The organism is Solibacillus sp. FSL K6-1781 (assembly GCF_038630735.1).
GTDB lineage: Bacteria > Bacillota > Bacilli > Bacillales_A > Planococcaceae > Solibacillus > Solibacillus silvestris.
In genome coordinates, this window is record NZ_CP152038.1 from 3550001 (window position 1) to 3575427 (window position 25427).

The following is a 25427-nucleotide window of genomic DNA, read 5'->3' on the forward strand; positions in this document are numbered from 1 at the left end:
TTTCATCGGCTTCGTTATTATGTATGGTGCAATCTTTTTCAAAAATAATCAAATACTTGTATTAATCTTCATGACAATTGGACTTCTTTGTATAATCGGCAGTACAGCTGTATACGGCTGGATAGGATTGCTGTCTACAAAGGCCGTGCAAGTCGTCTGTCCGGAATGCGGGAAATGGACAAAAGTTTTAGGTCGTGTGGATATTTGCATGTATTGCAATGAACCACTCACTTTAGATCCTGCATTGGAAGGAAAAGAATTCAATCAAGAGTACAATAAAAATTAAATGTTCGGCAATACTGGAGAAAAAGTTTTCAAACTTTTTGCTCCAGTTTTTTCATAAAAAAAACCTAGCAACAACCGTTACTAGGTTAAACTATTATTGAACTTTTGTTGCACCGACTGCAATACAGTCAGGACATGTACCATAGACTTCTAAACGGTGCGAATTAACTTGAAAGCCTGTTACTTGCGAAGCAAACTGCTCCACTTCATTTAATCCGGGATAGTGGAAGTCTACAATTTTACCGCAGCCATCACAAATCATGTGATAATGGTCGCCCGTTACGAAATCGAAACGACTCGCTGCATCTCCATAAGTAAGCTCTTTTACTAAACCTACTTCACGAAAGACACGCAAATTATTATAAACTGTTGCTACACTCATATTAGGAAACTTATCGCAAAGCGCCTTGTATATATCATCAGCTGTTGGGTGAATCATACTTTGAATTAAATATTCCAAAATCGCATGACGCTGAGGAGTAATTCGTACACCAGTAGTCTTTAACGTGTCCAGCGCATCCTTCAAATGCAATTCAGACATCGTCATGCACCCCTTTTCATACATATTATTAATTAGTAATTGTTATAATTAGTGTAGCGAATTTGTCCATGCATTGTCAACAATTGCTTATTCCAATCGAAATAAAAGTATTTGATAGAAAGGCTAATTGAAAATGAAAGCGATTAAAGGCTTATTCTTTCATATAGTATTCTCAATTAGTACCCTCTTAAAATATTCATCTTATTTTCTAGATCACGTTCCCCGTTCAGCCATTTTTTCAGGCTTGGTTTAAAAATATCGAGACTGCGCTCTAAGTAACGCGATGAATGACTAGAAAAATGCGGTGAAAGTGTAACATTGTTCAAGTCCCATAGCGGGCTATCTGCCGGTAATGGCTCAATTTCATATACGTCCAATACAGCATGCTCAATTAGCTTGTCTTGCAAAACACCGACAAGTGTATCTGTTTCTACTAAGTCTCCCCGCCCGAAATTCATAAAGATAGCAGAACTCTTCATCAGTTCAAAATGCTCTCGAGTCAGCATATGCTTCGTTTCCTTTGTAGATGGCAGCATGGAGAGAATAATATCCGCTTTTGGTAGCTGCTCTTTTAAATCATCCAGCTTATACGTCTCATTCATATACGGCGCTTCTTTGCCTGAACGGTTACAGCCAATTGTATGAACATTAAATGCCTGCAGAATCCGTCCTACTTCTCCACCGATTGCACCCGGACCGATAATTAAGGCTGTACTTCCATTTAACTCTGTCGGACGCGCCTTTTTATTCCATTCTTTCTTCTGCTGTTGCTCGTAAATAAACGGTAATACACGTTTCAAAGATAAAATATGAGCTAAAATTGACTCAGTCATCGGCTTCTTATGTATCCCGCGCACATTCGAAACGAGTATATTACGTTTCGCGATTGCATCTGCCGGCATCTTTTCGATTCCAGCAGATGCTACAAAAATCCATTGCAATTTGTCTGCATGCTGCAAATGCTCTTCCTTTAAGTCTTCCCCATAGGTTACTAAAATTTCTGATTGAGCAAGCTTCTCCACATCCAGTTTCGTATCAAATAAAAAATCTGCTTGAGGAAACTCCGCCAGAAGCGGCTGTTTTAGATCCTCACGCGGTTCAAATGTAAAATAAATCGTTACCATCAGTAATTCCCCTTTGTGCACATATTATTTTGTGCGATTTTTTAAATAGTTTAACACATCTTCAATATGGTTTTTCACCCGTACTTTTCGCCACTCTTTTTCAACAATACCCTCTTCATTAATTAAAAACGTTGTACGCTCAATGCCCATATATTCTTTTCCGAAGTTTTTCTTCAATGTCCATACACCATATTTCTCCGCAACTTCATGGTTCTCATCCACTAATAACGAAAACGGTAATCCGTGCTTTTCAATAAACTTAGTATGTTTCGCTGCATCATCCAAACTCACACCTAAAATTACAGCATTCAAATCTGAAAAGTCCTCATATTTATCGCGGAAGTCGCAAGCCTGTGTTGTACAGCCCGGTGTTAAATCTTTCGGGTAAAAATAGAGAATAACGTTTTTGCCTTTATAGTCTTCCAGCGAAATCAATTTCCCCTCCTCGTTTTGCAATGTAAATGCTGGTGCTTGTACTTTTTCTAATGTCATGTCTTTTCCCTCCAAATTTTCTTCTATGATACAAAACAATGCCCGTTGCTTCAATTTCTTTGGCGTTCCCTTTCATTACATACTACAATAGATATGAAATCATTTCATGTAACCTATTTTGGAGGAATAAATTATGAATCATACTAAATCTGAACAGCTTCATGCAGAAGCACTCGAACATATTGTTGGCGGGGTTAATAGTCCATCCCGTTCTTATAAAGCAGTAGGCGGCGGCGCACCTGTTGTCATGGTCCGCGGTAAAGGAGCATACTTTTGGGATGTGGACGGTAATCGTTACATCGATTATTTAGCAGCCTATGGACCGATCGTTACAGGGCATGGTCATCCGCATATCGCAAAAGCTATCGCCCATGCCGCAGAAACAGGTGTATTATTCGGTACACCGACAGAGCATGAAATCAAATTTGCAAAAATGTTAAAAGAAGCAATTCCTACATTGGATAAAGTACGTTTTAACAACTCCGGTACAGAAGCCGTGATGACATGTGTCCGTGTAGCACGCGCATTTACAGGCCGTACAAAGATCATTAAATTTGCCGGTTGCTATCACGGTCACTTCGACCAAGTACTTGTTGCTGCGGGATCAGGTCCAGCAACATTAGGTTCGCCTGACTCTGCCGGTGTTCCTCATGCTGTCGCTACGGAAGTAATTACAGTTCCTTTTAACAATAAGGAACAATTCACATTAGCAATGGAAAAATGGGGTAATGATGTTGCAGGGATTTTAATCGAGCCAATCGTTGGCAACTTTGGAATTGTTGAACCGCATAAAGGATTTTTGGAACATGTACATGCATTGGCAAAAGAGTATGGTGCCTTAACAATCCACGATGAAGTTATCACAGCTTTCCGTTTCCACTACGGGGCAGCACATACAATGCTCGGCTTAACTCCGGACTTAGTCGCAATGGGGAAAGTAATCGGCGGTGGTCTGCCAATCGGTGCATACGGTGGTCGTAAAGAAGTAATGGAAACAGTCGCTCCACTAGGTCCTGCATACCAGGCAGGTACAATGGCCGGAAATCCTGCAAGTATGCAAGCAGGGATTGCATGTCTTGAAGTGTTACAGCAACCGGGGATTTATGAAGAAATGGATCGCTTAGGTGCTCTTCTAGAAGAAGGTATTTTAGCTGCTGCCAAAAAACATAATGTTACGATTACATTAAACCGTTTAAAAGGTGCGTTCGCTATTTACTTTACTGATGTAAAAGTGGAAAACTATGAGCAAGCGGAAAATACGGACGGGGAAAAGTTCGGTCGCTTCTTTAAATTAATGTTATCTCAAGGCATCAACTTAGCCCCTTCAAAATATGAAGCATGGTTCTTAACGACAGAACATACAGAAGCAGATGTAGAAGAAACATTAAAAGCAGTAGATTACGCATTTTCTCAACTTTAATAAAAACTGCCGCTATATATTTTATAGCGGCTTCTCTTCATTGACTCCCTCAGAAAGGAGGAAAAGAATATGAAATTAGGTGCACGCGTTTTAAAAACGGGTGTTGCAATCGTTTTCGCCTTATTTCTAGCTCAAATACTGAATGTACCTTCACCTGTGTTTGCTGCAATTGCTGCTGTATTCGCAATCCAGCCTTCTATTTACCGCTCTTATCTTACAATTTTAGAGCAAATACAGGGAAATATTATTGGCGCTTCCGTTGCTGTCCTATTCGGTCTCATCTTCGGACATCATATAGTGGCTGTTGGTATTGCCGCTATTGTCGTCCTTGGTATTATGATGAAGTTGAAGCTCGAAAAATCCATTTCACTGGCACTCGTAACGATGATTGCCATTATGGAAGTACCGGGCGATGATTTTCTAATGTTTGGTCTGATCCGATTCAGTACTGTTATGTTGGGTGTTTTTGCTGCTTTCGTTGTCAATATGTTATTTGTACCGCCTAAATACGAAATAAAATTATTTAAAATGATTAACTCTGTCCAGGATGATATCATTCGCTGGACACGTTTGGCCGTTCGCCAGGCTAGTGAACATACTTCAACGAAAATGGCGGTAAACAAATTGCAGTCCCGACTCAATGAAATTGATACAATGTATGGGTTTTTCAAGGAAGAACGCAGCTATTTCAGAAACCGGAAGTTTGTGAAAGCCCGAAAGCTTGTTATTTATCGTCAAATGTTACTAACATCGAAAAAAAGCTATGAGCTGCTCGTTCGTTTACACAAACATGAAAATGAGCTTGGAAAGTTACCAAGTAAATTTCAAGTAATTATTCAAGAACGTTTAGACTTCTTGTTAACCTATCATGAACAACTGTTATTGAAGTATACTGGGAAGCTTAGGCCAGAACATTCAAAATGGACACGTCACGAAGAGTATCTGCAAGGTAGTGAACTAATGGAGCAGTTTATTAAACAAATCGCCCTTGCTCAAGAAGAGGCTGCTGAAGATGAACAGTTTTCAAGCTATCATCTGCTTTATATTTTATCGCGTATCTTAGATTACGAAGAAAACCTGGAGCATCTTGATACATTGATAGTTTCCTATCGCAGCTTCCACAGCGAAGAAAAAAATCTCGATTTGGAATCAGAGTTTTATTAAATAAAAAGAAGGTGTGCATATTTCGCACACCTTCTTTTTAACTTTTCATCTTCGGATCAAGTGCATCCCGTAATCCGTCACCCATAAGGTTAAATCCGATTACTGTGAGCATAATCGCCAGTCCCGGAAAAATCATCGCCCATGGTGCGTTCATTAAAAACATCCGCGCATCTGCAAGCATTTTCCCCCACTCCGGCTGAGGAGCTTCTGCACCAAGTCCTAAAAACCCGAGTGCTGCCGCTTCGATAATCGCTGTCGCAATCGCCAGTGTCCCCTGCACAATTACGGGAGTCATCGAGTTCGGCAAAATATGCTTCCATAATATCCGAGAGTTTTTCATACCGATAGCTTTTGCGGCATGAATATACTCTTCTTCTTTTATACTCAGCACCCGCGACCGGATCAGTCGGCCGAAGTTCGGTATATTAATAACCGCAATCGCAATTAATGCATTTTGCAATGATGGGCCTAAAATCGACACAATTGCGATCGCCAATAAAATACTCGGAAACGCAAGCATAATATCAAAGATTCGCGAAATAATCGTATCAACCCAACGACCATAATAGCCTGCAATAATCCCTAAAAAACTGCCGGCAACTGCAGAGATTAACACGGCCGATAAACCAACTGTCAACGAAATGCGGGCCCCATGTAAAATTCGAGAAAATATATCACGACCTAGATCATCTGTTCCAAACCAGAAATCAGCAGATGGAGGCTGCAGACGCATACTTAAATTTTGCTCATTTATACCTTGTGGTGCAAACAAAGGGCCAAATATTGCCAGAAGCACAAAAAATAACACAATTGCACTGCCGAACAGCGCAGACTTACTTTTCTTGAAATTCGTCCACGCCTCTTGCCATGGTCCTTTTACTCGTTCTTCTTCAATTCGCTGAACTCGATTTTGTATAATTTCAGCCATGCTATGCGCCTCCTCTCTAGTTGTATTTAATGCGCGAATCAATCACCGTATATAAAAGGTCAACAATCAGGTTAATCATTACGAATAAAAAGGCAACAATTAAAATACCTGACTGGATGACAGGATAATCACGGAATCCTATCGCTTCGTATATATAGCGGCCAATTCCCGGCCAACTGAAAATCGTTTCCGTTAAGATGGCACCGCCTAACAGCATGCCCGTTTGTAAGCCGACAACCGTCAATACAGGAATCAACGCATTTTTCAATGCATGCTTATAAACAACGACAAACATTTTTTGACCTTTTGCCCGCGCTGTACGAACAAAATCAGAACGCATTACTTCCAACATAGAGGCTCTTGTCATTCGTGCAATAATCGCCGTCGGAATTGTTGCAAGTGCAATGCCAGGTAATAATAAGTGCTTTAACACAACAATAAATTGATCAAACCGGCCTTGCCATAATGTATCAATCAAGTAAAAGTGGGTAATGGCCAAAACAGGATCCCTCACTTCTTCCCGTCCCGATGTCGGTAACCAGCCCAGCTGAATACCGAATGCCCATTGCTCCATTAAACCTAACCAGAAAATCGGCATCGAAACACCGATTAAAGCAATCACCATCGCTAAATAATCAAACCATGAATTTTGAAACCATGATGAAATAATCCCTGCATTTACTCCGACGATAATTGCGATAATCATCGCGAAAAATGCCAGTTCAAATGTAGCTGCTAAATAAGGCCACATTTCAGAAGAGATCGGCTGCCTCGTTCTTAATGACTCTCCCAAATCTCCCGTTATAATCCCTTTCAAATAATCGAAATATTGAATATACCACGGATTATCAAGACCCAGTTTCAGGCGAAGTGCCGCGATTGCATCAGCAGTAGCTTGCTGTCCTAAAATGACTTGTGCTGGATCCCCGGGAATGGCACGGATAATAAGAAATACTAAAAAAGTCATTCCAAGTAATACAGGAATTAAATGCAGTAGACGTTTGCCAATGTAGTGAAGCATGCTCTTCACCCCTTTTATGAATGTATGGTTCTACTAGTTGAAAAAAGGAGAGGAATATTCCTCCCCTTTCAAAGAATTCTCTATTACTCCATTGAAACTTTATCCAATTTATCAGAACCTGTTGGATGAGGCTTGAAGTCCTTTACACCTGCTTTTGCTGCTAATAACGGTGTAGAGTGAGCAAGCGGAACCCATGGAGCATCATCATGAATGATTTCCTGTGCTTTTTTGTATAACTCATTACGCACATTTTCATCTGTTTCCGACTGTGCCTGAATTAATAGCTCATGCACTTCTTCATTTGAATAGAATGCATAGTTGTTTGAACCGATATTATCTTTGTCTAATAATGTGTAAATGAAGTTGTCAGCATCTCCATTGTCACCAGTCCAGCCAAGCATGAATGCATCTGCTTCACCGTTTTTCGCTTTTTCTAAATATGTTGCCCATTCAAAAGTAACGATTTTCGATGGGATTCCAACATCTTCTAAGTTTTTCTGAATAACTTCCGCCACTTTCGCTCCGTCCGGCATATATGGACGAGGAACTGGCATTGCCCATAACTCAATTTCTTTTCCGTCATAGCCCGCTTCAGCTAATAAAGATTTCGCTTTTTCCGGATCATACGGATATGGAGAAATTGCATCATTGTAACCGCTAATTGAAGATGGCATCGGGTTTGCCGCCACTTCTGCACGTCCTTCAAAGAACGCATCAACAATCGCCTGTTTATCGATTGCATAGTTAACTGCTTGACGTACCAGTTTGTTATCAAACGGTGCGCGTGTATTCGTCAAACCTAAATAACCAATGTTCATTGATGGACGTTCAATCAGTTGTAAAGTAGAATCACCTTCCACTGTTTTACCATCTGAAGGGTTAATACCATCAGCTAAATCGATATTGCCTGCCATTAATTCATTTAAACGAGCAGAGTTATCCGGAATTGAACGGAAGATAACTTTATCTAATTTCGGTAAACCTTCTTGCCAGTAGTCTTCAAACTTCTCAATCGTGATTGAGTCATTACGTTTCCAGTCTGTAAATTTAAATGGACCTGTACCTACAGGATTGTCACCGAATTTATCGCCTGCTGCTTCAAATGCAGTTGGCGAACCAATTCCGAATGGACTCATTGCCAAGTTTTTAAGGAATGGTGCCTGCGGACGAGAAAGTGTGAATACAACTGTATGATCTCCTTCTGCCGTTACATCTTTAATAATATCTTCGCCCTCTGCTTTAAACATAGAGTTGAAGTAGTAGAAATCTTCCTCTTTTCCACCTTTCCAGCGATTGATATTTTTAATAACCGCGTCTGCATTGAAGTCTGTGCCGTCATGGAATTTGACGCCTTCTTGAAGCTGGAATGTGTAAGTTAAACCATCTTCACTCACTTCCCATTCTTTTGCCAGTCCAGGGTTGATCGTTGTATCTTGCTCCCCGAAGTTTAGTAATGTTTCAAATACGTTTTGTGTAACTTTAAACGATTCGCCATCTGTTACGATACCTGGATCAAGTGAAACAGAATCTGCTCCACGACCAAATACTAATACTTGAGGTGTTGAAGAACTTGAATTGTCTGTCGTATTGCTGTCTGTATTTGTACTTGAATCGTTATTTGTTTCTGATGATGACGTTTCTGCATCGTCAGCACCACAAGCAGCTAAAAATAATGACATTATTAATAGCATCATTAGACTTACTAAATACAATTTACCTTTCCTCAATAAAAAAACCCCCTAGACTTTTTAATCTATTATCATTGCGGCGTTTCATATAAATGACACGCAACAGAATGACCTGGTTTAACTTGCTGTAGCATCGGAATTACCTGTTTGCACTTATCCATCGCAAAAGGACAGCGTGTATGGAATGTGCACCCTGTCGGCGGGTTTGACGGGCTCGGTATATCACCCTTCAGCAACAGCTGTTCCCGCTCAAACTGCGGATCCGGAATCGGTACAGCCGATAATAGCGCTTGTGTATAAGGATGTAATGGCTCATGATATAACGATTCGCTTTCCGCAATTTCGACAAGCCTGCCTAAGTACATCACGCCTACCCGGTCACTAATATGTCGCACAACCCCTAAATCATGGGCAATAAATATATATGTCAGTTTTAAATCTTCCTGCAATCGTTGCATTAAATTTAAAACTTGCGCTTGAATGGATACGTCCAGTGCAGATACCGGTTCATCTGCAATAATTAATTTCGGATTTGTCATTAATGCTCTAGCGATACCGATTCGCTGTCTTTGTCCGCCGCTAAACTGGTGAGGATAGCGCTTCGCATGATAGGAGCTTAAACCGACGATTTCCAAGTATTCATGGACTTTCTTTTTTCGTTCCTTCGCATTCCCAATTCCGTGGACAATTAACGGTTCCTCTAAAATTTTTTCAACTGTATGTCTTGGATTTAATGAGGCGTACGGGTCCTGAAATACCATTTGAATCTCTCGTCGAACTTTTCGCATTTGCTCGCTGTTTAACTCAGTGAGCTCAATGCCATCAAATGTCACCCGGCCATCTGTAGGTTCATGCAATCGCATAATCGCCCGGCCAGTAGTAGATTTCCCGCAGCCGGATTCTCCGACAATGCCTAATGTTTCCCCTTCATAAAGCTCAAACGATATATCATCGACCGCCTTTACATCACCGACATGCCGTGCAAACATCCCATGTCGAATCGGGAAATATTTTTTTAGGTTGTCAACTTTCAGCAGCACTTTCGACATGTGTAACTCCCCCTTCTTCCATATCCAATAAGAAACATCTTGCTTTATGTGTACCGGATGATTCATATAGCGGAGGATTATTTGTTAAACAACGGTCGAATGCGTATTCACATCGTGCTGCAAAACGGCAGCCTTCCAAAATGGAACCCGGTTTCGGAACATTCCCAGGAATTGAATAAAGCGTATCCTTTTTATAACGCATATCGGGTACAGACTGGATGAGTCCTTTTGTATAAGGATGCTGCGGGTTTTTAAATATTTCATTGACCGGCGCTTCTTCAACGATTTGTCCTGCGTACATGACAATGACGCGCTCACAGGTTTCCGCAACAACACCTAAATCATGTGTGATGAGTAAAACAGCAGTGTTCAGCCTTTCATTTAAATCCCGCATTAACTTTAATATTTGGGCTTGGATTGTAACATCGAGGGCTGTTGTCGGTTCATCGGCGATAAGCACTTTTGGATTACATACAAGGGCCATTGCAATCATTACACGTTGCCGCATTCCTCCTGATAGCTGATGAGGATAATCTTTAAGCAACTGTTCCGCGCGCGGCAAGCCGACCAACTTCATGATTTCCACCGCTCGTGCACTTGCTTCTTTTTTCGACCATTTTGGATGGTGGATTCGGATTGCTTCGATCAATTGATTCCCGATTGTAAACAAAGGATTTAGCGAAGTCATCGGTTCCTGGAAGATCATCGCGATTTCATTGCCTCGAATTTTGCGCATTTGCTTATCTGAAAGCTTCGAAATGTCTTGCCCTTTCAATAAAATTTCTCCATTTGTTATTTTTCCGGGAGGACTCGGTACCAGCCCCATAATAGAGAGGGAAGTAACACTTTTACCACAGCCAGATTCCCCTACGATAGCGAGAATTTCCCCTTCATGAATTGAAAAGCTTATCCGATCGACAGCTGCAACCTTTCCACTGTCTGAAAAAAATGTCGTTTCTAACTCTCTCACTTCAAGCACAGCTTTTCGACTCATTTAAACACCCCAGTTTTCTGAAGATTAAAAGTATTTGAAAATATGATATTATAACATCTACTAATTTACAACATTATCGTAAAAAAATGTATTTTAAAATATACATAAAAAAAGTGACCATGCTGATTTTTTTCAACATAGTCACTCAAATTTAATCTAATTTTTGTACTTGGAATAAGTTATAATATGCTCCTTGTTGCTCCATTAGTCGTTGATGAGTCCCTGATTCTACAACTTCTCCATGATCGATAACGAAAATGTTGTCGGCATGGGTAATTGTAGATAGTCGGTGAGCGATAATAATGGTTGTCCGCTCGTGCGCTAAACGGTCAAGTGAGTCTTGGATAAGTGCTTCACTTTCCAGGTCAAGTGCAGAAGTCGCCTCATCCAATACAAGAATTGGGGGATTTTTAAGAAATACTCGTGCGATTGCCACACGCTGCTTCTGCCCGCCTGAAAGTTTGACGCCTCGTTCTCCCACTTTCGTGTCATAGCCTTCCGGTAAACCCATAATAAAGTCATGAGCATTCGCCGCTTTGGCTGCAGCAACTATTTCCTCATCTGTCGCATGCGGATTTCCCATTAAAATATTTTGTTTCACTGAATCGCTAAACAAAATATTATCCTGTAATACTATCCCGATTTGCGAACGTAATGAATCAATCGTAACATCTTTAACGTTTTGATCGTCAATTTTCACCGATCCCTCCGTCACATCGTAAAAACGGGGAATTAGGCTGACAATTGTCGATTTCCCCCCGCCGCTCATACCTACAAAGGCAACAGTTTGTCCAGGTTCAATCGTGAAATCAACTTCATTTAAAATTGTATTTCCATCTTTATCATACTTGAATATAACTCGGTCAAATTGAAGCTTCCCTTTTGCTGCGGGTAACACCATCGCGTCAGGTTTATTTTGAACTTCATATTTTTCATCCATCAGTTCAAACATTCGGTCCATTGAGGCAATTGACTGAGTCAATGTTGTCGATGAGCTTACCAATCGGCGAAGCGGTCCATATAAGCGTTCAATATAAGCATAAAACGCAACGAGTACACCTATCGAAAGCGCATCATTTAAATACTGATAGCCTGCATAGCCAATTACGATCAGCGGCGCCATATCCGTAATAGTATTAACTACAGCAAAAGATTTGGCGTTCCAGCGTGAATGGTCCAATGCTTTATTAAGAAATTCTCCATTCGTTTCATCGAAAATTTTCTGTTCATGCTTTTCCAATGTAAAACTTTTAATAATGCTCATACCGGCAACACGCTCGTGTAGATAACTTTGAACACCAGCTAGAGCCTGTGACCGTTCCTTCGTTAAACTTCGTAGTCGCCCGAAGAAATACTTTACACTAAATGCGTAAAATGGCAGAGCAATAAGCGAAACAAGCGTCAGCTTCGCATCCATCGCAAACATGACGGCAATCACGATTAAAATCGTCGCTAAATCCAGCCATAAGTTCATCAATCCTGTCATAACAAAGTTCTTCGTCTGCTCAACATCATTGATGACACGCGAAATTACTTCTCCAGCTCGGGTATTCGCATAATACTTTAAGCTTAATTTTTGCAAGTGCCCATACAATTCTTTTCGTATATCAAATAAAATATTGTTACTCAAGTTTTGTGCAAAGTATTGGCGGTAATATTCGATTGGTGGACGAATAACAAAAAACAGTACAAGTGCAATTCCGATCCATGTAAATAATTGCTTTGTCTTCTCCTCTGTAGTCATGCCATCTTTCAACAATATATCATCAATAATTATTTGCAGGAGCCACGGTAAAAATAACGGAATCGCAAATTTTAGTATGCCGATCACGATTGTTAAAAATAAAAGCATTTTATACGGCTTGACGAACCGCATATAACGTTTAATACTATCCAATGCAAAAAACACTTCCCCTCAGAAATTTTGCAACAGCAATTATCATATCATAATTCCCCATTTAACATTTACACATGTACTTTACCCAAAAGAAAAACACAAGCAACCTAAAAAGCTGCTTGTGTCCCACTACTCTTTATTTGCCTGAATTTCACTCAATAAGATATAACGATTCGTCCAAGACTCTATGAAATCCTGAGCGAATGGTCCACGGCGTTGTTCAATCCAGCTTACCAATGTTTTTACATTACGCTGTAAAATTTTATCTATGACTTCGGGATAATTCATTTCCAACCTGTGCTGCTCATATTCATCTTCATCCAATAATGCATGACTCATATCAGGAAACACCTTTACGTCCAAATCATAGTCGATATATTTTAAGCAATTGTTATCAAACACAAACGGTGAACTGATGTTGCAATAGTAGTACACGCCGTCGTCCCGCAGCATACAAATAATATTGAACCAATGCTCTGCATGAAAGTAACAAATCGAGGGCTCACGTGTCAGCCAAGTGCGACCATCTGATTCCGTAACAAGTGTTTTTTCATTCGCACCGATAATAATATTTTTCGTTGCTTTTAATACCATCGTTTCTTGCCAGACACGGTGGATATTACCATTGTGCTTATAACTATGTATTTGGATTTTTTCTCCTTCAACCGGTAATGCCATCATAAAGCCCACCTTTTCGTCTCAGCTAAAAATTCTAGCAGTCTTTATTGTATTATAACAATGCTTTGGCAAAACTTGTAGTTCGAATACAATTATTTTCAATTTTGCGTGAAAATTATTACGATGCCTTAATGTTGCACGTTTTAAACAAAGAATTAATTAGTAGTATGTGACACTTCTTTTATAACTTCCCCGCTCTTTCATTTTAAAACAAAAAAAGATGCTCTGAAAGTTTGCACTTTCAGAACATCTTTCTACACTTCATTAGAAGTTGTTATTGTTACGTTTCGCGAATTGTGCGTTACGCTGCTCTTGTTCACGTTGTTGTTTTTGGTTTTGTTGTTGAACCTCGTTGAAATTTTCGTCCTGGCCGAATTCTTCAAGGTTGTTTTGTCGGTTATTGTTTTGACGGTTACTCTGGTTTTGGTTTTGATTTTGCTGGTTGAAATCGTTGAAGTTTAGGTCTTGACCAAACTCTTCACGGTTGTTTAGTTGGTTGTTACGTTGGTTTTGGTTTTGTTGTTTGTTGCGGTTTTGTTCATTGCGACTCATTTTTTGTCACCTCCATGACCATTATTGTGGTCTGGTGGCAAATTAATTATGCATTTATTTTCCCCCATATTTTTAACATCGGCACAGGCATTGGTAAATTGGCAATTTGCTCTTTTGTAAAGTATGCTGTATTTTCCGGATTTGCATTCGTCTCAACTGCATCGACCAAATAGCTGTCAATATGCCATTTCAAGTGAGAAAAAACATGGCTGAAACTTAAAATTGTTTCCTTAGAATTGTGCTCCAAAGTAACGTTATATTGTTTTTCCACTTTGGTTAAACTATTTTCATCTGCCTGGCGTTCAATCATAATAAACTGCCACATATTCGCGAGAAGACCTGCATCCGGTCGTTTTTCCATTAAAAAACGTCCTTGCTGATCACGGATAATATAAACATCATATTCGATATTTTTTGTTTTTAACTTTTTGGATTTAACCGGTAAGCTGGATGGCTCACCTTCATGGAAAGCCGTGCAGTAATCACGCACTGGGCATAATAAGCACTTTGGTGAAGTTGGTGTACAAATTAACGCACCTAGCTCCATCAGTCCTTGATTAAATGCAGATGCATTTTCAGGATCAATCAGCTCTGTTACCGCTTGTTCAAAAATTTTCTTTGTTTTTGGCAAAGCGATATCGGCATCAATATTTAATACGCGACTTAAAACACGCATGACATTTCCATCTACAGCATGCTCCGGCTTCCCGTAAGCAATACTTAATATTGCACCTGCAGTATAAGGTCCAACACCTTTTAGCTTTGAAATATCAACGCGGTTATCCGGCACTTTTCCGCCGTACACCTCGACTACTTCTCGGACACCTGCTTGTAAATTACGTACACGGGAATAATACCCTAGACCTTCCCACATTTTAAGCAGCTCTTCTTCCGGTGAATAGGCTAAGCTTTCCGCTGTTGGGTATTTTTCGATAAAACGGTTGTAATATGGGATGACTGTATCAACTCTTGTTTGCTGCAGCATGACTTCAGACACCCAAATTTGATAGGGTTCTTTCGTACGACGCCAAGGCAAATCTCGTTGCTCTTCCAAAAACCATTGCACTAATGCTTGGCGAAACTGTTTTGTATATTGATAGTTCACATTGTCCTCCAAAAATTCGATTTTATTTCCTTAAAAAAGGGTATATTATAATGTGGATACGATTGCTAAATTTTTCCGTTCTCGAACGGTTTTAAGATCGAGGGGTTGATACATTTGGATTCTGGCACACATTTCGTCATGGGGATTGCTATTGGAGGCCTAGCACTTGTAGACCCGACTGTCGCAAGTCATTCTATGACCTTTACGGCTGTAATGGCAGGAACGATTATCGGACAACAGGCACCGGATATTGATACGGTTTTAAAACTTCGTAATAATGCGGTTTATATACGCCATCACCGAGGGATTACACATTCAATACCAGCCGTTTTACTATGGCCTCTATTAATAACAGGTGTTCTCGCCCTTATTTTACCTGATGTCCATCTGTTCAATGTTTGGCTATGGACTCAAATCGCCGTATTTTTACATGTTTTTGTAGATATTTTTAATGCATACGGCACACAGGCATTGCGCCCTTTTTCAAAAAAGTGGGTTGCACTCGGTGTTATTAATACATTCGATCCATTAATATTTACGATGCACTGTATTGGTATTTTACTTTGGTTATTAGGGACAGAACCCGTCCTCACATTTACGGTCATGTATATCATTATTTTCTTCTATTATATTTTACGTTTTGCTCTTCAAAAGGCGGTTAAAACTGCTGTCCATCATGAATTGCAGGACGAAGAGTTTGTAATTGTCGCTCCGACAATGCGCTTTTTCCATTGGAAAGTTGCCGCTAAATCGAAAACGCATTTCTATGTTGGCCGTGCCTATCGCAGATCTGTCAATATTTACGATAAGTTCGAGATTGAACCTATCCCAAAAACAGAACTCGTTGAAAAAGCGTTAAAAGATCCAAATTTAGATGCCTTTTTATCGTTTTCACCACTTTACCGGTGGGAAATTTCAGAGCTTGAAAGCGGCGTGACAGAACTGCGTTTAATCGATTTACGCTACCGAAGTAATGATCGCTATCCATTCGTTGCAGTCGCCCATTTAGATGAAGAGCTTAACATTGTCAATTCTTATACCGGCTGGATTTTTACAGAAGAAAAATTGCAGAAACGACTGCAAATAGGAGCCGGCAATGACTAAATAAAATGACGTAAAACCACCAGCCACAACTGGTGGTTTTATATTGGAATCAGCTGTAAATAAAACAATTACACTAAAGCTGAATGGTTTTAATTTAACGTATCATCACTGTCATTTAATAAATGCGCATATTTCGGATTTTGTGCCGCAAATAAATGAAGCTTATCCCCATAGCTTTCAATTAACTGACTCACTAATTTAGCTGTATATTCGGCACCGCGGTAATCCGCCCCAGCCTTGGCAGATGTAGACTCGAAATCGCTGCATAATAATTCCACCCACGTTCGGGCACGACCTGTCGGTAATTTAGGGTTTTTCGCAAGTAATTGTTCTGTTAGTCTTTGGTATAACTCTTCCATGCTACTTCCCTTCCTTCATCGGACGTAAAATAGAAACAGGTAATGCTTCTTCAAAACGTTCCGAACCTAATCGGTGTCCCCATGCAAAGCGACCTTTTAAATAATCTACTTGGAAAAACTCACCCGGCGATCCATTTAGACGATAAATTTCGCCTGGAATAATTGTTGAAAGATCAACTAAATATGCCTCTGCCAGTAATGCTTTACGCTCATAAACTGCATATTCATTAACAATCCCCAATTGCTCTGCTTTTCTCGCACGTTCACGTAAATTTGCAATTTCCTGACGTAATTCCGGTTCAGACATTGCACTATATGTTAATTCATTCATTTTGTTGTTGCTCCTTCTGTTCAATATATTCATTAATTTTCTCTATCGGAAAGCCCTTTTGATAAAGCGCCTGTTTTACTTTTTGCCGAAGATCAGATCCTGTTAATTTAGCTGCATATTTGCGCCAAATTTTATCACCTTGAGCTTCTATTAATTCGGACCATTCATCTTCGTCACGGTCTAATGTAATCTGCTCGAGTATTTCTTTAACAATCTCATAGGAATACCCTTTACGCAACAGCACATCCTGAATTTTCTGCTTCACTTGTGTCGGAGTTTTATTTGTATTGGAACGCACAGCTTTTTCCGCCAGTTCCATTGCAAGCTTTAATTGCTCCTCATGATCATATGTCGCCAATACTTTCTGTTGCAAATTTTTATCAATCCCTTTTTGCATCAGGTCTTGCCGAATTGCAGCCGGTCCTTTTTTTGTCGTACGCTTTCTCGTTTCAAGCAGTGCTTTGGAATAGCTTTCATCATTTAAAAAACCTAAGCCCGTTAATTTATGAATAGCTTCTTGTACAACTGCTTCCCCATGCCCTGCTTTCAGGAGCTTGGACTTCACTTCATGTTCACTGCGCATTTGGAAGCTAAGAAAATTGAGCGCTTTGTTAAACGCTTTTGCAATTTCATCTTCATATTGTATTTCATCTATTTCCATCTGCTCAAGTACTTTGCCTTTTTGCAGACCGAACTTAATAAGTGTCCCTTCATCAACTGCAAAAGCATACTGTTCGTTCAAATAAATATTGTAGCGCTCTTGATTGTTTTTTTGTCGACCAATTTTCGTAATAATTTGCACTTGCACCGTGTACACCTCACAATAACAATGTACATTCTAGTATACATCTTTTTACTTATAGTTTCATCGAACGGTATACTGATACTAATGAAATGAAATAAGGCGGTGTTTGTATGAAAGTTGCAATTGCAGGTGGGACAGGAATGGTTGGCAGAAGGTTGAGTAAGCTATTACTTGAAAAAGGTCACGAAGTCATAATTTTAACTCGTGGAGAGCAGCAAGTTAAAAATAACATCCACTATGTACAATGGCTAAACGATGACTCGACACCCGAGCTTTTCATGGAAAATACTGATGCATTTGTAAATTTAGCCGGAGTATCACTAAATGAAGGTCGATGGACAGATGAACAAAAACAAAAAATACTATCAAGCCGAATCGAATCTACCGATGAAGTCATCCGTATACTACAAAATTTAATGGATAAACCAAAAGTACTTATTAATGCGAGTGCTGTTGGTATTTATCCTGTTTCTGAAAAAGCTGTTTATACAGAACAAGCTCCTGAAAAAGCATCTGATTTTTTAGGAAACGTTGTAGTCCAATGGGAAGAAAGAGCAATGCAGGCTCAACAACTAGGCATTCGCACTTGTTTAACCCGTTTTGGCGTTATTTTGGAAAAAGGCGAAGGTGCATTGCCGATGATGGTACTTCCTTATAAGCTTGGTGTTGGCGGAACAATTGGATCAGGCAGACAGTGGCTTAGCTGGATTCATGTAGAGGATGTAGCACGTGCTATACTTTTTGCAATCGAAAACGATACATTATCAGGGCCAATTAATTTTACAACACCAAATGTAAAACGAATGAAGCAATTCGGGCAATCAATAAGTCATGCATTGAAGCGTCCACATTGGTTCCCGGTTCCAAGCATTGCTTTAAAGATCGCTCTTGGTGAAAAAAGTATGCTCGTACTGGAAGGTCAGCATGTATTACCCGAAAAATTGTTAAACGCAAATTTTGAATTCAAGTTTATTTCTGTGGAAGATGCAATTCGTGATCTATATGAATAAAACAATGCTTTTCACGCAACCTACCTTGTAAAAGGAGGTTGCTTTTTCATTGAAAAAACATATTTTAGGGATTAGCTTCGTGTTAGTCGCCACATTTATATCCTTTATGTCTGTTGCAAAAGCCGAGGAATTTCATTGGGGCTTCAAGCCAAGCCGTAATGGCGAGCCTGTAGAAATAGGTGAACCGCTTGAATCTATGTTAAGTAAATACGGTGCCATTTATAAAGGCAATGAAGAAAAGAAAATCGTTTACTTAACATTCGATAACGGCTACGAAAATGGCTATACCGAGAGTATTTTAAATACTTTGCGGGAAGAAAAAGCTCCGGCCACTTTCTTCTTGACCGGTCATTATTTAACAAGCGCGACCGATTTAGTAAAAACGATGGTTAAAGATGGCCATATTATCGGAAACCACTCTTATGGGCATCCGAATATGGCGCGTTTGTCCGCTGAAGAAATGAAGAAGGAATGGAAACGGTTTGATGATAAATTAAATGAATTGACTGGTGTCAAACGGACTTATTATGCCCGACCGCCAGAAGGTATCTTTAATGAAGAAGTTTTGAAAGTCGGCAATGAAGTGGGCTATCGCCATATGTTCTGGTCCATCGCTTTTAAAGATTGGCTAAAAGATGAACGACGCGGCGCAAAATATGCTTATGATGCACTAATGAACCAGCTACATCCAGGTGCAATTATTTTAATGCATACGGTAGCTCAGGATAATGCCGAAGCGATACCTCAATTCATAAAAGATGCTAAAGCACAAGGTTACACGTTTGGCTCTCTGGATGATCTGGTGCTTGAATACGAAAAAATTTCCCCGTATTAGAAAAGTAGCGTTCCTTTCTTTTCATTGTACTTTCCGCTATACTGAAATGATGAAGAAAAGGAAGTGACTCGCACTAAATTTTGGTGCGAGTTACTCTATTTAAAGGACGTGTAAACTTGAGTGAACTAAAAATGGAAGTCGGGCAAAAGTTCCCGTTAACGATAAAGCGCCTTGGCATTAATGGTGAAGGTGTCGGTTTTTATAAACGCAATGTCATATTCGTAAAAGGTGCGATTCCTGGGGAAGAAGTAACAGTAAAATTAACAAAAGTATCCCCGAAATTTGCTGAAGCGGAAATTTTGGCAATACGTAAAGCAAGCGAATTCCGCCAAGAAGCACCTTGCCCTGTGTATTCTGAATGTGGTGGTTGTCAATTACAGCATATGACTTATGAAGCGCAGTTAATGAATAAGCGTGATATCGTCGTACAGGCATTCGAAAAATACGCCAAAGAAATTGGACAAACAGCTGAAATCCGCCCAACGATCGGAATGGATAATCCTTGGCATTACCGCAATAAATCCCAATTCCAAGTACGTAAAGAAGGCAAGCGTGTATATGCAGGTCTATTTACTGAAGGAACTAACCAGCTTCTAAATATTAATGATTGTCTTGTACAGCATCCTGTAACTTCAAAAATTACAGTTGCTACTCGTAAAATTTTACAGAAACTAAATATCCCGATTTATGATGGGAAAACGTTAAATGGCTTAGTTCGAACAATTGTTGTTCGTACAGGTATGCGCTCTGGCGAAACACAAGTATGTCTTGTAACAACTCGCCGTGAGCTTCCGCATAAAGAAGAGTTAATTGAACGCATTAAAAAGATTGATCCTTCAATCGTTTCCATTACACAAAACGTCAATCGTGAGAAGACATCGCTTATATTTGGACCTGACACTTTTATTTTAGACGGAAAAGAAGCGATTCATGAAAAGTTGGGTGAATTTGCATTTGATTTATCAACTCGTGCATTTTTCCAGCTTAATCCTGAACAAACAGTACATTTATATAATGAAATTAAAAAAGCTGCAGCACTGACAGGGAAAGAAAATGTTGTCGACGCATATTGCGGTGTTGGAACAATCGGTATGTGGCTGGCAGAAGGTGCCCGTGAAGTCCGCGGTATGGACAATGTCGACGAAGCAATTGCTGATGCGAAGTATAATGCACGTACAAACGATAATCTGCAGCATGTACGTTTCTTCCCAGGCTCTGCAGATAAATGGCTTTTCCGCTGGTCAAAAGAAGATTACCGTCCAGATGTCATTTGTGTGGATCCACCCCGCACAGGTTTAGAGCCAGGCTTTATTAGAACTGTATTAAAAATTAAACCAAAGCGTTTTGTTTACACATCGTGTAACCCTTCAACACTAGCGCGTGATTTAAAGGAATTATCAAAGAGTTACAACGTTGAATATATTCAACCAGTCGATATGTTCCCGCAAACAGCACAGGTTGAATGTGTCGTGAAACTGACATTAAAAAAATAATATGTTCCATACGCCTACACAAAATTTTGTGTAGGTTTTTTCTCTTGGCAAAAACTTGCATATACACTTCAATTAGCGCAATATTAAATCAAATATATTTTCGGAGGGATTATTTTGGGAAGAATCATTCATTTTGAAATTCATGTAGATGATATGGAACGCGCGAAAAATTTCTATGAGGCTGTTTTTGAATGGAGTTTTGAGGATTATAGTGAATATGCAGGCATGCCGTATTTGGGAGCGATTACTGGCGACGATCAATATCCGGGAATTAATGGTGCATTAATGCAGCGACAAGGGCCTTCCCCTGCAGAAGGACAAAGTGTTAACTCTGCAGTATGTACTTTAGGCGTAAGCAATTATGATGAAACCGAAGCAAAGATTTTAGCAAACGGCGGCAAAGTAGCAATGCCGAAATATGCGCTGCCAGGTATGGCTTGGCAAGGATATTTTCTTGATACTGAAAATAATATATTTGGTCTACATCAACCGGATCCGGAAGCAAAATAACATAAAAGCGACGAACCTTGTTTATAAGGTTCCTTCGTTTTTTAGAAAAGAATCATTTTAGAAGAACCTCCCCCACTGCTTTACTTTTCATGTAAAATAGTAATCGCCAGGAGGTATTAATATGAAGAATTTTCTATTTGTAGTAATCACTTTTATTATTTCTTATTGGGCGATTTCATCTTTTGCAGGCCTCATCTTCCAAAGCAATGATGAAAATTCAGCAACTTCAGCAAGTTCACTTCAAGCTGCTGTTACATTTGGTGGTGTAAACTATTTAAATGTGTTCATCTACATAATTTTAGCAATGATTTTTACCGCAATAGTCTTCTTTTCAGTAAAAAGCAGACGTTCCAAGTAAGAGAACGTCTGCTTTTTTATATAGCTATTTTTTTCGATTTGCCAAAAAAGAGTATGACCACTGCAACTGTCAGCAGCATGACCGAAATAACAAATAAAAATCCGCTACTCGGGAAAACTTCCAAATATAAACCGCCTAAAAGCGGACCAGTTAAACTGCCTAAACTGAAGAATATACCACAAAGCAAGTTCCCTGTCGGCAGCAGCTCTTTCGGAGTCAAATCGGTCATATATGTAATACCGAGTGAGAACATCGAACCGACACACATTCCTGCACAAAAAAAGACAGCAGCTACAAACAGTTCCGAATGCTCAAAGAAATTGCCTATTAAGAAAAATATGCTTCCGGCAAAGAGCCCTGAAACAATTACTTTATGGCGACCAATTTTATCACCTAATGCACCAAGCGGAAATTGCATAACAATCGCTCCGATCGAAAAGCCAGCCAAAATAATGGATACAAATGCTACGTCAAAATCTTTTCGTAAAGCATACACCGGAAATAAAGCATTCAGTGACGATTCTAAAAAGCCATAAACAAACGGCGGCAAAAAGGCAATCCATCCGTATTTTATAGCTAGACTATAACGTTTGATACCTGATTCATTTGCATCTCCTGCCAACGCTTCCGGCTTTTCATTTTTCACGAAAAAGATTAACGACCACGCTAATAAACATAATGCCGACGAAATAATAAACGGAAAGCTTTCCGATATTTTAATTAGCGGGACAAACAATGGGCCAACAGCAAAGCCTACTCCAAAAGATATGCCGTATATTGACATGCTTTTACCGAGTTTATGTGTAGCTGTAGTTGATGTAATCCAAGTCTGTGTTGAAAAATGCAGTGCATGATCACCGATGCCAATTAACAGCCGGAGTATAAACCAAAACATGACACTTTTCCAAAATGGAAATAAAAACAGTGACATGAAAACGAGTGCCCCACCAAATAGGATAATAGGTTTATACCCATATTTGCGTAATGGCTGCTCGATAAACGGCGAGATCAATAATGTTCCTATGTATAAACCTGTGGCATTCAAACCATTGAGCGTTGAGGATACGCCATCCCCTTCAAAAATCACCGAAATCAGAGGTAAAAGCATTCCTTGCGAAAATCCTGAAATTGATACAATAATAACTAAAATCGTAAACCTGCGCTGTTCATAACTCATTTCAATTTTCTCCCTTAGTTCATACAATTCATCGTATCACAGCTTTTAGGAGAAATAAAAGTAAACTCAAAAACCCCAGCTAACTTTATCTCTAAAAGTTAACCGGGGTTTTAAATATCACTATATTCCATTTCTGCGTTGCGTAAACAGTCGTATCGGCGAATAGCCGTAAATGTTTAAACTTCCTCCTTTTCTTGAGTTTGTCTATACATGTTTTTTCCGACCATCTCCTTCGTATTTAAGTATGAATTTACTTTATCATAACACTTCATTAATGTAAATATTCAAATTAACAGAATGTTAAAATAATTAACAAGTACTATACAATTCCCTATTTTTTAAAGTTAATTTAATAGGTTAGTCCGATATATACTATAAGTTGTTGTTTAACTTTTAGAAAATAGCGTAGTATAATATTAATAAGTCAATACAAAAGGAGCATCATACATTATGAAGCCAATTACAAACAAAGAACAGCAAGTAACATATTTAAAAGAACGCCTGGAAATTTTCCTTGAAGTGCTTGATGCAATCGATCCTGAAACGACGGAAATTGAAGATATTGATCGCTTAATTCAAATGATGGATGATTTAGAAGAAAAAATGGATCAATTCCAATCCCGCGAAGATAAATAGAAAATTCAGCAATACCTGTACACTGGGTATTGCTTTTTTCATTCTTTTGACTAGTTCTGCTATTATTCGCCGTTTTTTCTTTTAATCTGACAAACATTCATGTAAGCGCTCTTTTTTTTCCACATTAAAAGAGTTATAATGTAAGATGGTTTATTAAGAAAGACATAACATTCATTTCTTCGTGAAAGTTTTGTTCTAACTTATATTAATTTTATTGATCAAAATACACATATTTTTCTGGGGGGAAAAATAAGATGGCATACTTAGAAACTTTAGAAAAAAGTCTTTATTCTTTAGTAACTGAAACATCTACTAACTTACCAAAAGACGTTCGTCGTGCTATTAAAGCTGCAAAAGAAGCAGAAAATGCTGGTACACGTGCAGCGATGTCTTTAGACACAATCACTACAAATATTGTAATGGCAGAAGATAATGTATCTCCAATTTGTCAAGATACGGGTCTACCAACATTTAAAGTATATACGCCGGTTGGCGTAAACCAAATCGAAATTAAAAAAGCAATCCACACTGCAATTGCTGCAGCTACTGGTGATGCAAAATTACGCCCGAATTCAGTTGATTCATTGACTGGTAAAAACTCTGGAACAAACATTGGCGCTGGACTTCCAGTAGTAAAGTTTGAGCAATGGGAAAATGACTATATTACAGTGAAGCTTATTTTAAAAGGCGGCGGCTGTGAAAACAAAAATATCCAATATTCTTTACCTACAGAATTAGAAGGTTTAGGCCGCGCTGGTCGTGACTTAGACGGTATCCGTAAATGTATTTTACATTCTGTATGGCAAGCACAGGGACAAGGCTGTTCTGCTGGTTTCATCGGTGTTGGTATCGGTGGAGACCGTTCTTCAGGTTATGATCTTGCAAAAGAGCAATTATTCCGTCATGTTGATGATGTGAATCCAATCGAAGACTTAGCAAAACTAGAAGAGTATATTGTAGAAAAATCAAATACATTCGGTGTTGGTACAATGGGCTTCGGCGGTGAAGCAACATTACTAGGTTGTAAAATCGGTGTAATGGACCGTTTACCAGCTTCATTCTTCGTATCTGTAGCTTACAACTGTTGGGCTTACCGTCGTATGGCAATCGATATCGATCCGGCGACTGGCGAAATCACAAACTGGCATTACCAAGAAGGTGAAAAAATCACTTTCCGTGATGAAGAAAAACAAGATAACTCGGACAACAAAGTAGTTGAATTGGTTGCACCGATTACTGAAGAAAAAATCCGTGCACTTAAAGTTGGGGACGTAGTAAAAATTTCTGGCCGTATGTATACAGGTCGTGACGCAATCCATCACCACTTAATCGGTGAAGGTGTAGAAGCACCAGTAGATTTAGATGGTCAAATTATTTACCACTGTGGTCCGGTAATGGCGAAAGACGAAGCAGGCAACTGGGTCGTAAAAGCTGCTGGTCCAACAACTTCAATTCGTGAGGAGCCATACCAAGGCGACATCATGAAAAAATTCGGTATCCGTGCTGTTATGGGTAAAGGCGGTATGGGACCAAAAACTCTTAAAGCTTTAGAAGAACACGGTGGCGTTTACTTAAATGCAATCGGCGGTGCAGCTCAGTACTACGCAGACTGCATTAAATCAGTTGACGGTGTAGACTTAATGGAATTCGGAATTCCAGAAGCAATGTGGCACTTAACTGTAAAAGACTTTACTGCAGTAGTAACGATGGACTCTCATGGTAACTCATTACATGCTGATGTAGAGAAATCTTCTTTAGATAAATTAGCATTACATGCAGAGCGCGTATTCTAATAGTTATGAAAAACGACTTCTTCCTAAATGGTTGAAGTCGTTTTTTATTTCCGCATTTTAAATTACATATAATTCTAA

At 39.4% G+C, this 25427-nt stretch carries 27 protein-coding genes (1 of these 27 cut by a window edge); 11 read left to right on the forward strand and 16 right to left on the reverse strand.

The window, feature by feature from the left end; translation table 11 throughout:
- Nucleotides 1-286 carry the 3' portion of a YgzB family protein gene (locus MHH37_RS18075; protein WP_008405748.1) on the forward strand. It extends 56 nt beyond the left edge of the window, so the window shows 286 of its 342 coding nt (coding positions 57-342); its start codon lies off the left edge, out of view; the stop codon is at nucleotides 284-286.
- Nucleotides 287-379: 93 nt separating this feature from the next.
- On the opposite strand, the gene perR is transcribed toward MHH37_RS18075, so the two are convergent.
- The 3 genes from perR to bcp all read right to left on the reverse strand — a co-directional run bounded on the left by perR (nucleotide 380) and on the right by bcp (nucleotide 2442).
- Entirely contained in the window at nucleotides 380-826 is a 447-nt protein-coding gene (gene perR, locus MHH37_RS18080) for a peroxide-responsive transcriptional repressor PerR (protein ID WP_014822720.1), read from the reverse strand.
- A 176-nt stretch (nucleotides 827-1002) separates the two neighbouring features.
- The gene (locus tag MHH37_RS18085) at nucleotides 1003-1950 is read right to left on the reverse strand and encodes a D-2-hydroxyacid dehydrogenase (RefSeq protein WP_342574128.1); all 948 of its coding nucleotides are present in this window, start codon (nucleotides 1948-1950) and stop codon (nucleotides 1003-1005) included.
- 24 nt (nucleotides 1951-1974) lie between these two features.
- A complete protein-coding gene (bcp, locus tag MHH37_RS18090) occupies nucleotides 1975-2442 on the reverse strand; it encodes a thioredoxin-dependent thiol peroxidase (protein WP_342574129.1) in 468 nt (155 codons plus the stop codon).
- A 133-nt stretch (nucleotides 2443-2575) separates the two neighbouring features.
- On the opposite strand from bcp, the gene MHH37_RS18095 reads away from it, so the two are divergent.
- Both MHH37_RS18095 and MHH37_RS18100 read left to right on the forward strand, forming a co-directional pair.
- On the forward strand, nucleotides 2576-3862 hold the full coding sequence (locus MHH37_RS18095; RefSeq protein WP_065217572.1) for a glutamate-1-semialdehyde 2,1-aminomutase: 1287 nt from the start codon (nucleotides 2576-2578) through the stop codon (nucleotides 3860-3862).
- A 69-nt stretch (nucleotides 3863-3931) separates the two neighbouring features.
- Nucleotides 3932-5026 (forward strand): aromatic acid exporter family protein, encoded by a 1095-nt coding sequence (locus MHH37_RS18100; protein WP_087617398.1) that lies wholly within the window; start codon nucleotides 3932-3934, stop codon nucleotides 5024-5026.
- A 37-nt stretch (nucleotides 5027-5063) separates the two neighbouring features.
- On the opposite strand, the gene nikC is transcribed toward MHH37_RS18100, so the two are convergent.
- From nikC to mutY, 9 genes are all read right to left on the reverse strand, one after another.
- A complete protein-coding gene (gene nikC / locus MHH37_RS18105) occupies nucleotides 5064-5954 on the reverse strand; it encodes a nickel transporter permease (protein ID WP_087617399.1) in 891 nt (296 codons plus the stop codon).
- Between the two features lie 16 nt (nucleotides 5955-5970).
- On the reverse strand, nucleotides 5971-6975 hold the full coding sequence (locus MHH37_RS18110; protein ID WP_087617400.1) for an ABC transporter permease: 1005 nt from the start codon (nucleotides 6973-6975) through the stop codon (nucleotides 5971-5973).
- A gap of 83 nt (nucleotides 6976-7058) precedes the next feature.
- Nucleotides 7059-8702 (reverse strand): ABC transporter substrate-binding protein, encoded by a 1644-nt coding sequence (locus MHH37_RS18115; protein WP_008405734.1) that lies wholly within the window; start codon nucleotides 8700-8702, stop codon nucleotides 7059-7061.
- 32 nt (nucleotides 8703-8734) lie between these two features.
- Nucleotides 8735-9712, reverse strand: coding sequence for a dipeptide ABC transporter ATP-binding protein (locus tag MHH37_RS18120; protein WP_342574133.1), 978 nt, complete (start codon nucleotides 9710-9712; stop codon nucleotides 8735-8737).
- Complete coding sequence (locus tag MHH37_RS18125) at nucleotides 9687-10706, reverse strand: ABC transporter ATP-binding protein (RefSeq protein WP_008405730.1); 1020 nt, start codon at nucleotides 10704-10706, stop codon at nucleotides 9687-9689. Before MHH37_RS18125 ends, MHH37_RS18120 begins: the two co-directional genes overlap by 26 nt.
- Before the next feature lie 151 nt (nucleotides 10707-10857).
- The gene (locus MHH37_RS18130) at nucleotides 10858-12582 is read right to left on the reverse strand and encodes an ABC transporter ATP-binding protein (RefSeq protein ID WP_342576286.1); all 1725 of its coding nucleotides are present in this window, start codon (nucleotides 12580-12582) and stop codon (nucleotides 10858-10860) included.
- A 150-nt stretch (nucleotides 12583-12732) separates the two neighbouring features.
- Nucleotides 12733-13281, reverse strand: coding sequence for a DUF402 domain-containing protein (locus MHH37_RS18135; protein WP_014822714.1), 549 nt, complete (start codon nucleotides 13279-13281; stop codon nucleotides 12733-12735).
- A 264-nt stretch (nucleotides 13282-13545) separates the two neighbouring features.
- Entirely contained in the window at nucleotides 13546-13833 is a 288-nt protein-coding gene (locus MHH37_RS18140; RefSeq protein WP_342574134.1) for a hypothetical protein, read from the reverse strand.
- Nucleotides 13834-13879: 46 nt separating this feature from the next.
- A complete protein-coding gene (mutY, locus tag MHH37_RS18145) occupies nucleotides 13880-14938 on the reverse strand; it encodes an A/G-specific adenine glycosylase (protein WP_342574135.1) in 1059 nt (352 codons plus the stop codon).
- Nucleotides 14939-15052: 114 nt separating this feature from the next.
- Here mutY and MHH37_RS18150 point away from each other — a divergent pair, with 114 nt between their 5' ends.
- A complete protein-coding gene (locus MHH37_RS18150; RefSeq protein ID WP_065217574.1) occupies nucleotides 15053-16042 on the forward strand; it encodes a metal-dependent hydrolase in 990 nt (329 codons plus the stop codon).
- An 89-nt stretch (nucleotides 16043-16131) separates the two neighbouring features.
- On the opposite strand, the gene MHH37_RS18155 is transcribed toward MHH37_RS18150, so the two are convergent.
- From MHH37_RS18155 to recX, 3 genes are read right to left on the reverse strand one after another with little or no spacing between them, the layout of a single operon-like run.
- Nucleotides 16132-16401 (reverse strand): YfhJ family protein, encoded by a 270-nt coding sequence (locus MHH37_RS18155; RefSeq protein WP_342574136.1) that lies wholly within the window; start codon nucleotides 16399-16401, stop codon nucleotides 16132-16134.
- A 1-nt stretch (nucleotide 16402) separates the two neighbouring features.
- The gene (locus MHH37_RS18160) at nucleotides 16403-16732 is read right to left on the reverse strand and encodes a YfhH family protein (protein WP_008405719.1); all 330 of its coding nucleotides are present in this window, start codon (nucleotides 16730-16732) and stop codon (nucleotides 16403-16405) included.
- Nucleotides 16725-17540, reverse strand: coding sequence for a recombination regulator RecX (gene recX / locus MHH37_RS18165; protein ID WP_008405718.1), 816 nt, complete (start codon nucleotides 17538-17540; stop codon nucleotides 16725-16727). The genes MHH37_RS18160 and recX overlap by 8 nt, the downstream gene beginning before the upstream one ends.
- Before the next feature lie 107 nt (nucleotides 17541-17647).
- Here recX and MHH37_RS18170 point away from each other — a divergent pair, with 107 nt between their 5' ends.
- From MHH37_RS18170 to MHH37_RS18190, 5 genes are all read left to right on the forward strand, one after another.
- Nucleotides 17648-18547, forward strand: coding sequence for a TIGR01777 family oxidoreductase (locus tag MHH37_RS18170; RefSeq protein ID WP_014822711.1), 900 nt, complete (start codon nucleotides 17648-17650; stop codon nucleotides 18545-18547).
- Between the two features lie 49 nt (nucleotides 18548-18596).
- Complete coding sequence (locus MHH37_RS18175; RefSeq protein ID WP_014822710.1) at nucleotides 18597-19382, forward strand: polysaccharide deacetylase family protein; 786 nt, start codon at nucleotides 18597-18599, stop codon at nucleotides 19380-19382.
- A gap of 131 nt (nucleotides 19383-19513) precedes the next feature.
- Nucleotides 19514-20875, forward strand: coding sequence for a 23S rRNA (uracil(1939)-C(5))-methyltransferase RlmD (gene rlmD, locus MHH37_RS18180; protein ID WP_342576288.1), 1362 nt, complete (start codon nucleotides 19514-19516; stop codon nucleotides 20873-20875).
- Between the two features lie 114 nt (nucleotides 20876-20989).
- A complete protein-coding gene (locus MHH37_RS18185) occupies nucleotides 20990-21385 on the forward strand; it encodes a VOC family protein (RefSeq protein ID WP_014822708.1) in 396 nt (131 codons plus the stop codon).
- 121 nt (nucleotides 21386-21506) lie between these two features.
- Nucleotides 21507-21743 (forward strand): carboxypeptidase, encoded by a 237-nt coding sequence (locus MHH37_RS18190; protein ID WP_014822704.1) that lies wholly within the window; start codon nucleotides 21507-21509, stop codon nucleotides 21741-21743.
- Nucleotides 21744-21759: 16 nt separating this feature from the next.
- Here the strand turns inward: MHH37_RS18190 and MHH37_RS18195 are convergent, their stop codons facing one another.
- Nucleotides 21760-22920, reverse strand: coding sequence for an MFS transporter (locus tag MHH37_RS18195; protein ID WP_339263229.1), 1161 nt, complete (start codon nucleotides 22918-22920; stop codon nucleotides 21760-21762).
- A gap of 447 nt (nucleotides 22921-23367) precedes the next feature.
- Here MHH37_RS18195 and MHH37_RS18200 point away from each other — a divergent pair, with 447 nt between their 5' ends.
- Nucleotides 23368-23556: an SE1561 family protein gene (locus tag MHH37_RS18200; RefSeq protein WP_173364527.1), complete on the forward strand. Its 189-nt coding sequence runs from the start codon at nucleotides 23368-23370 to the stop codon at nucleotides 23554-23556.
- Between the two features lie 254 nt (nucleotides 23557-23810).
- Nucleotides 23811-25349, forward strand: coding sequence for a fumarate hydratase (locus MHH37_RS18205; RefSeq protein WP_342574137.1), 1539 nt, complete (start codon nucleotides 23811-23813; stop codon nucleotides 25347-25349).
- The last annotated feature ends 78 nt before the right edge of the window (nucleotides 25350-25427 follow it).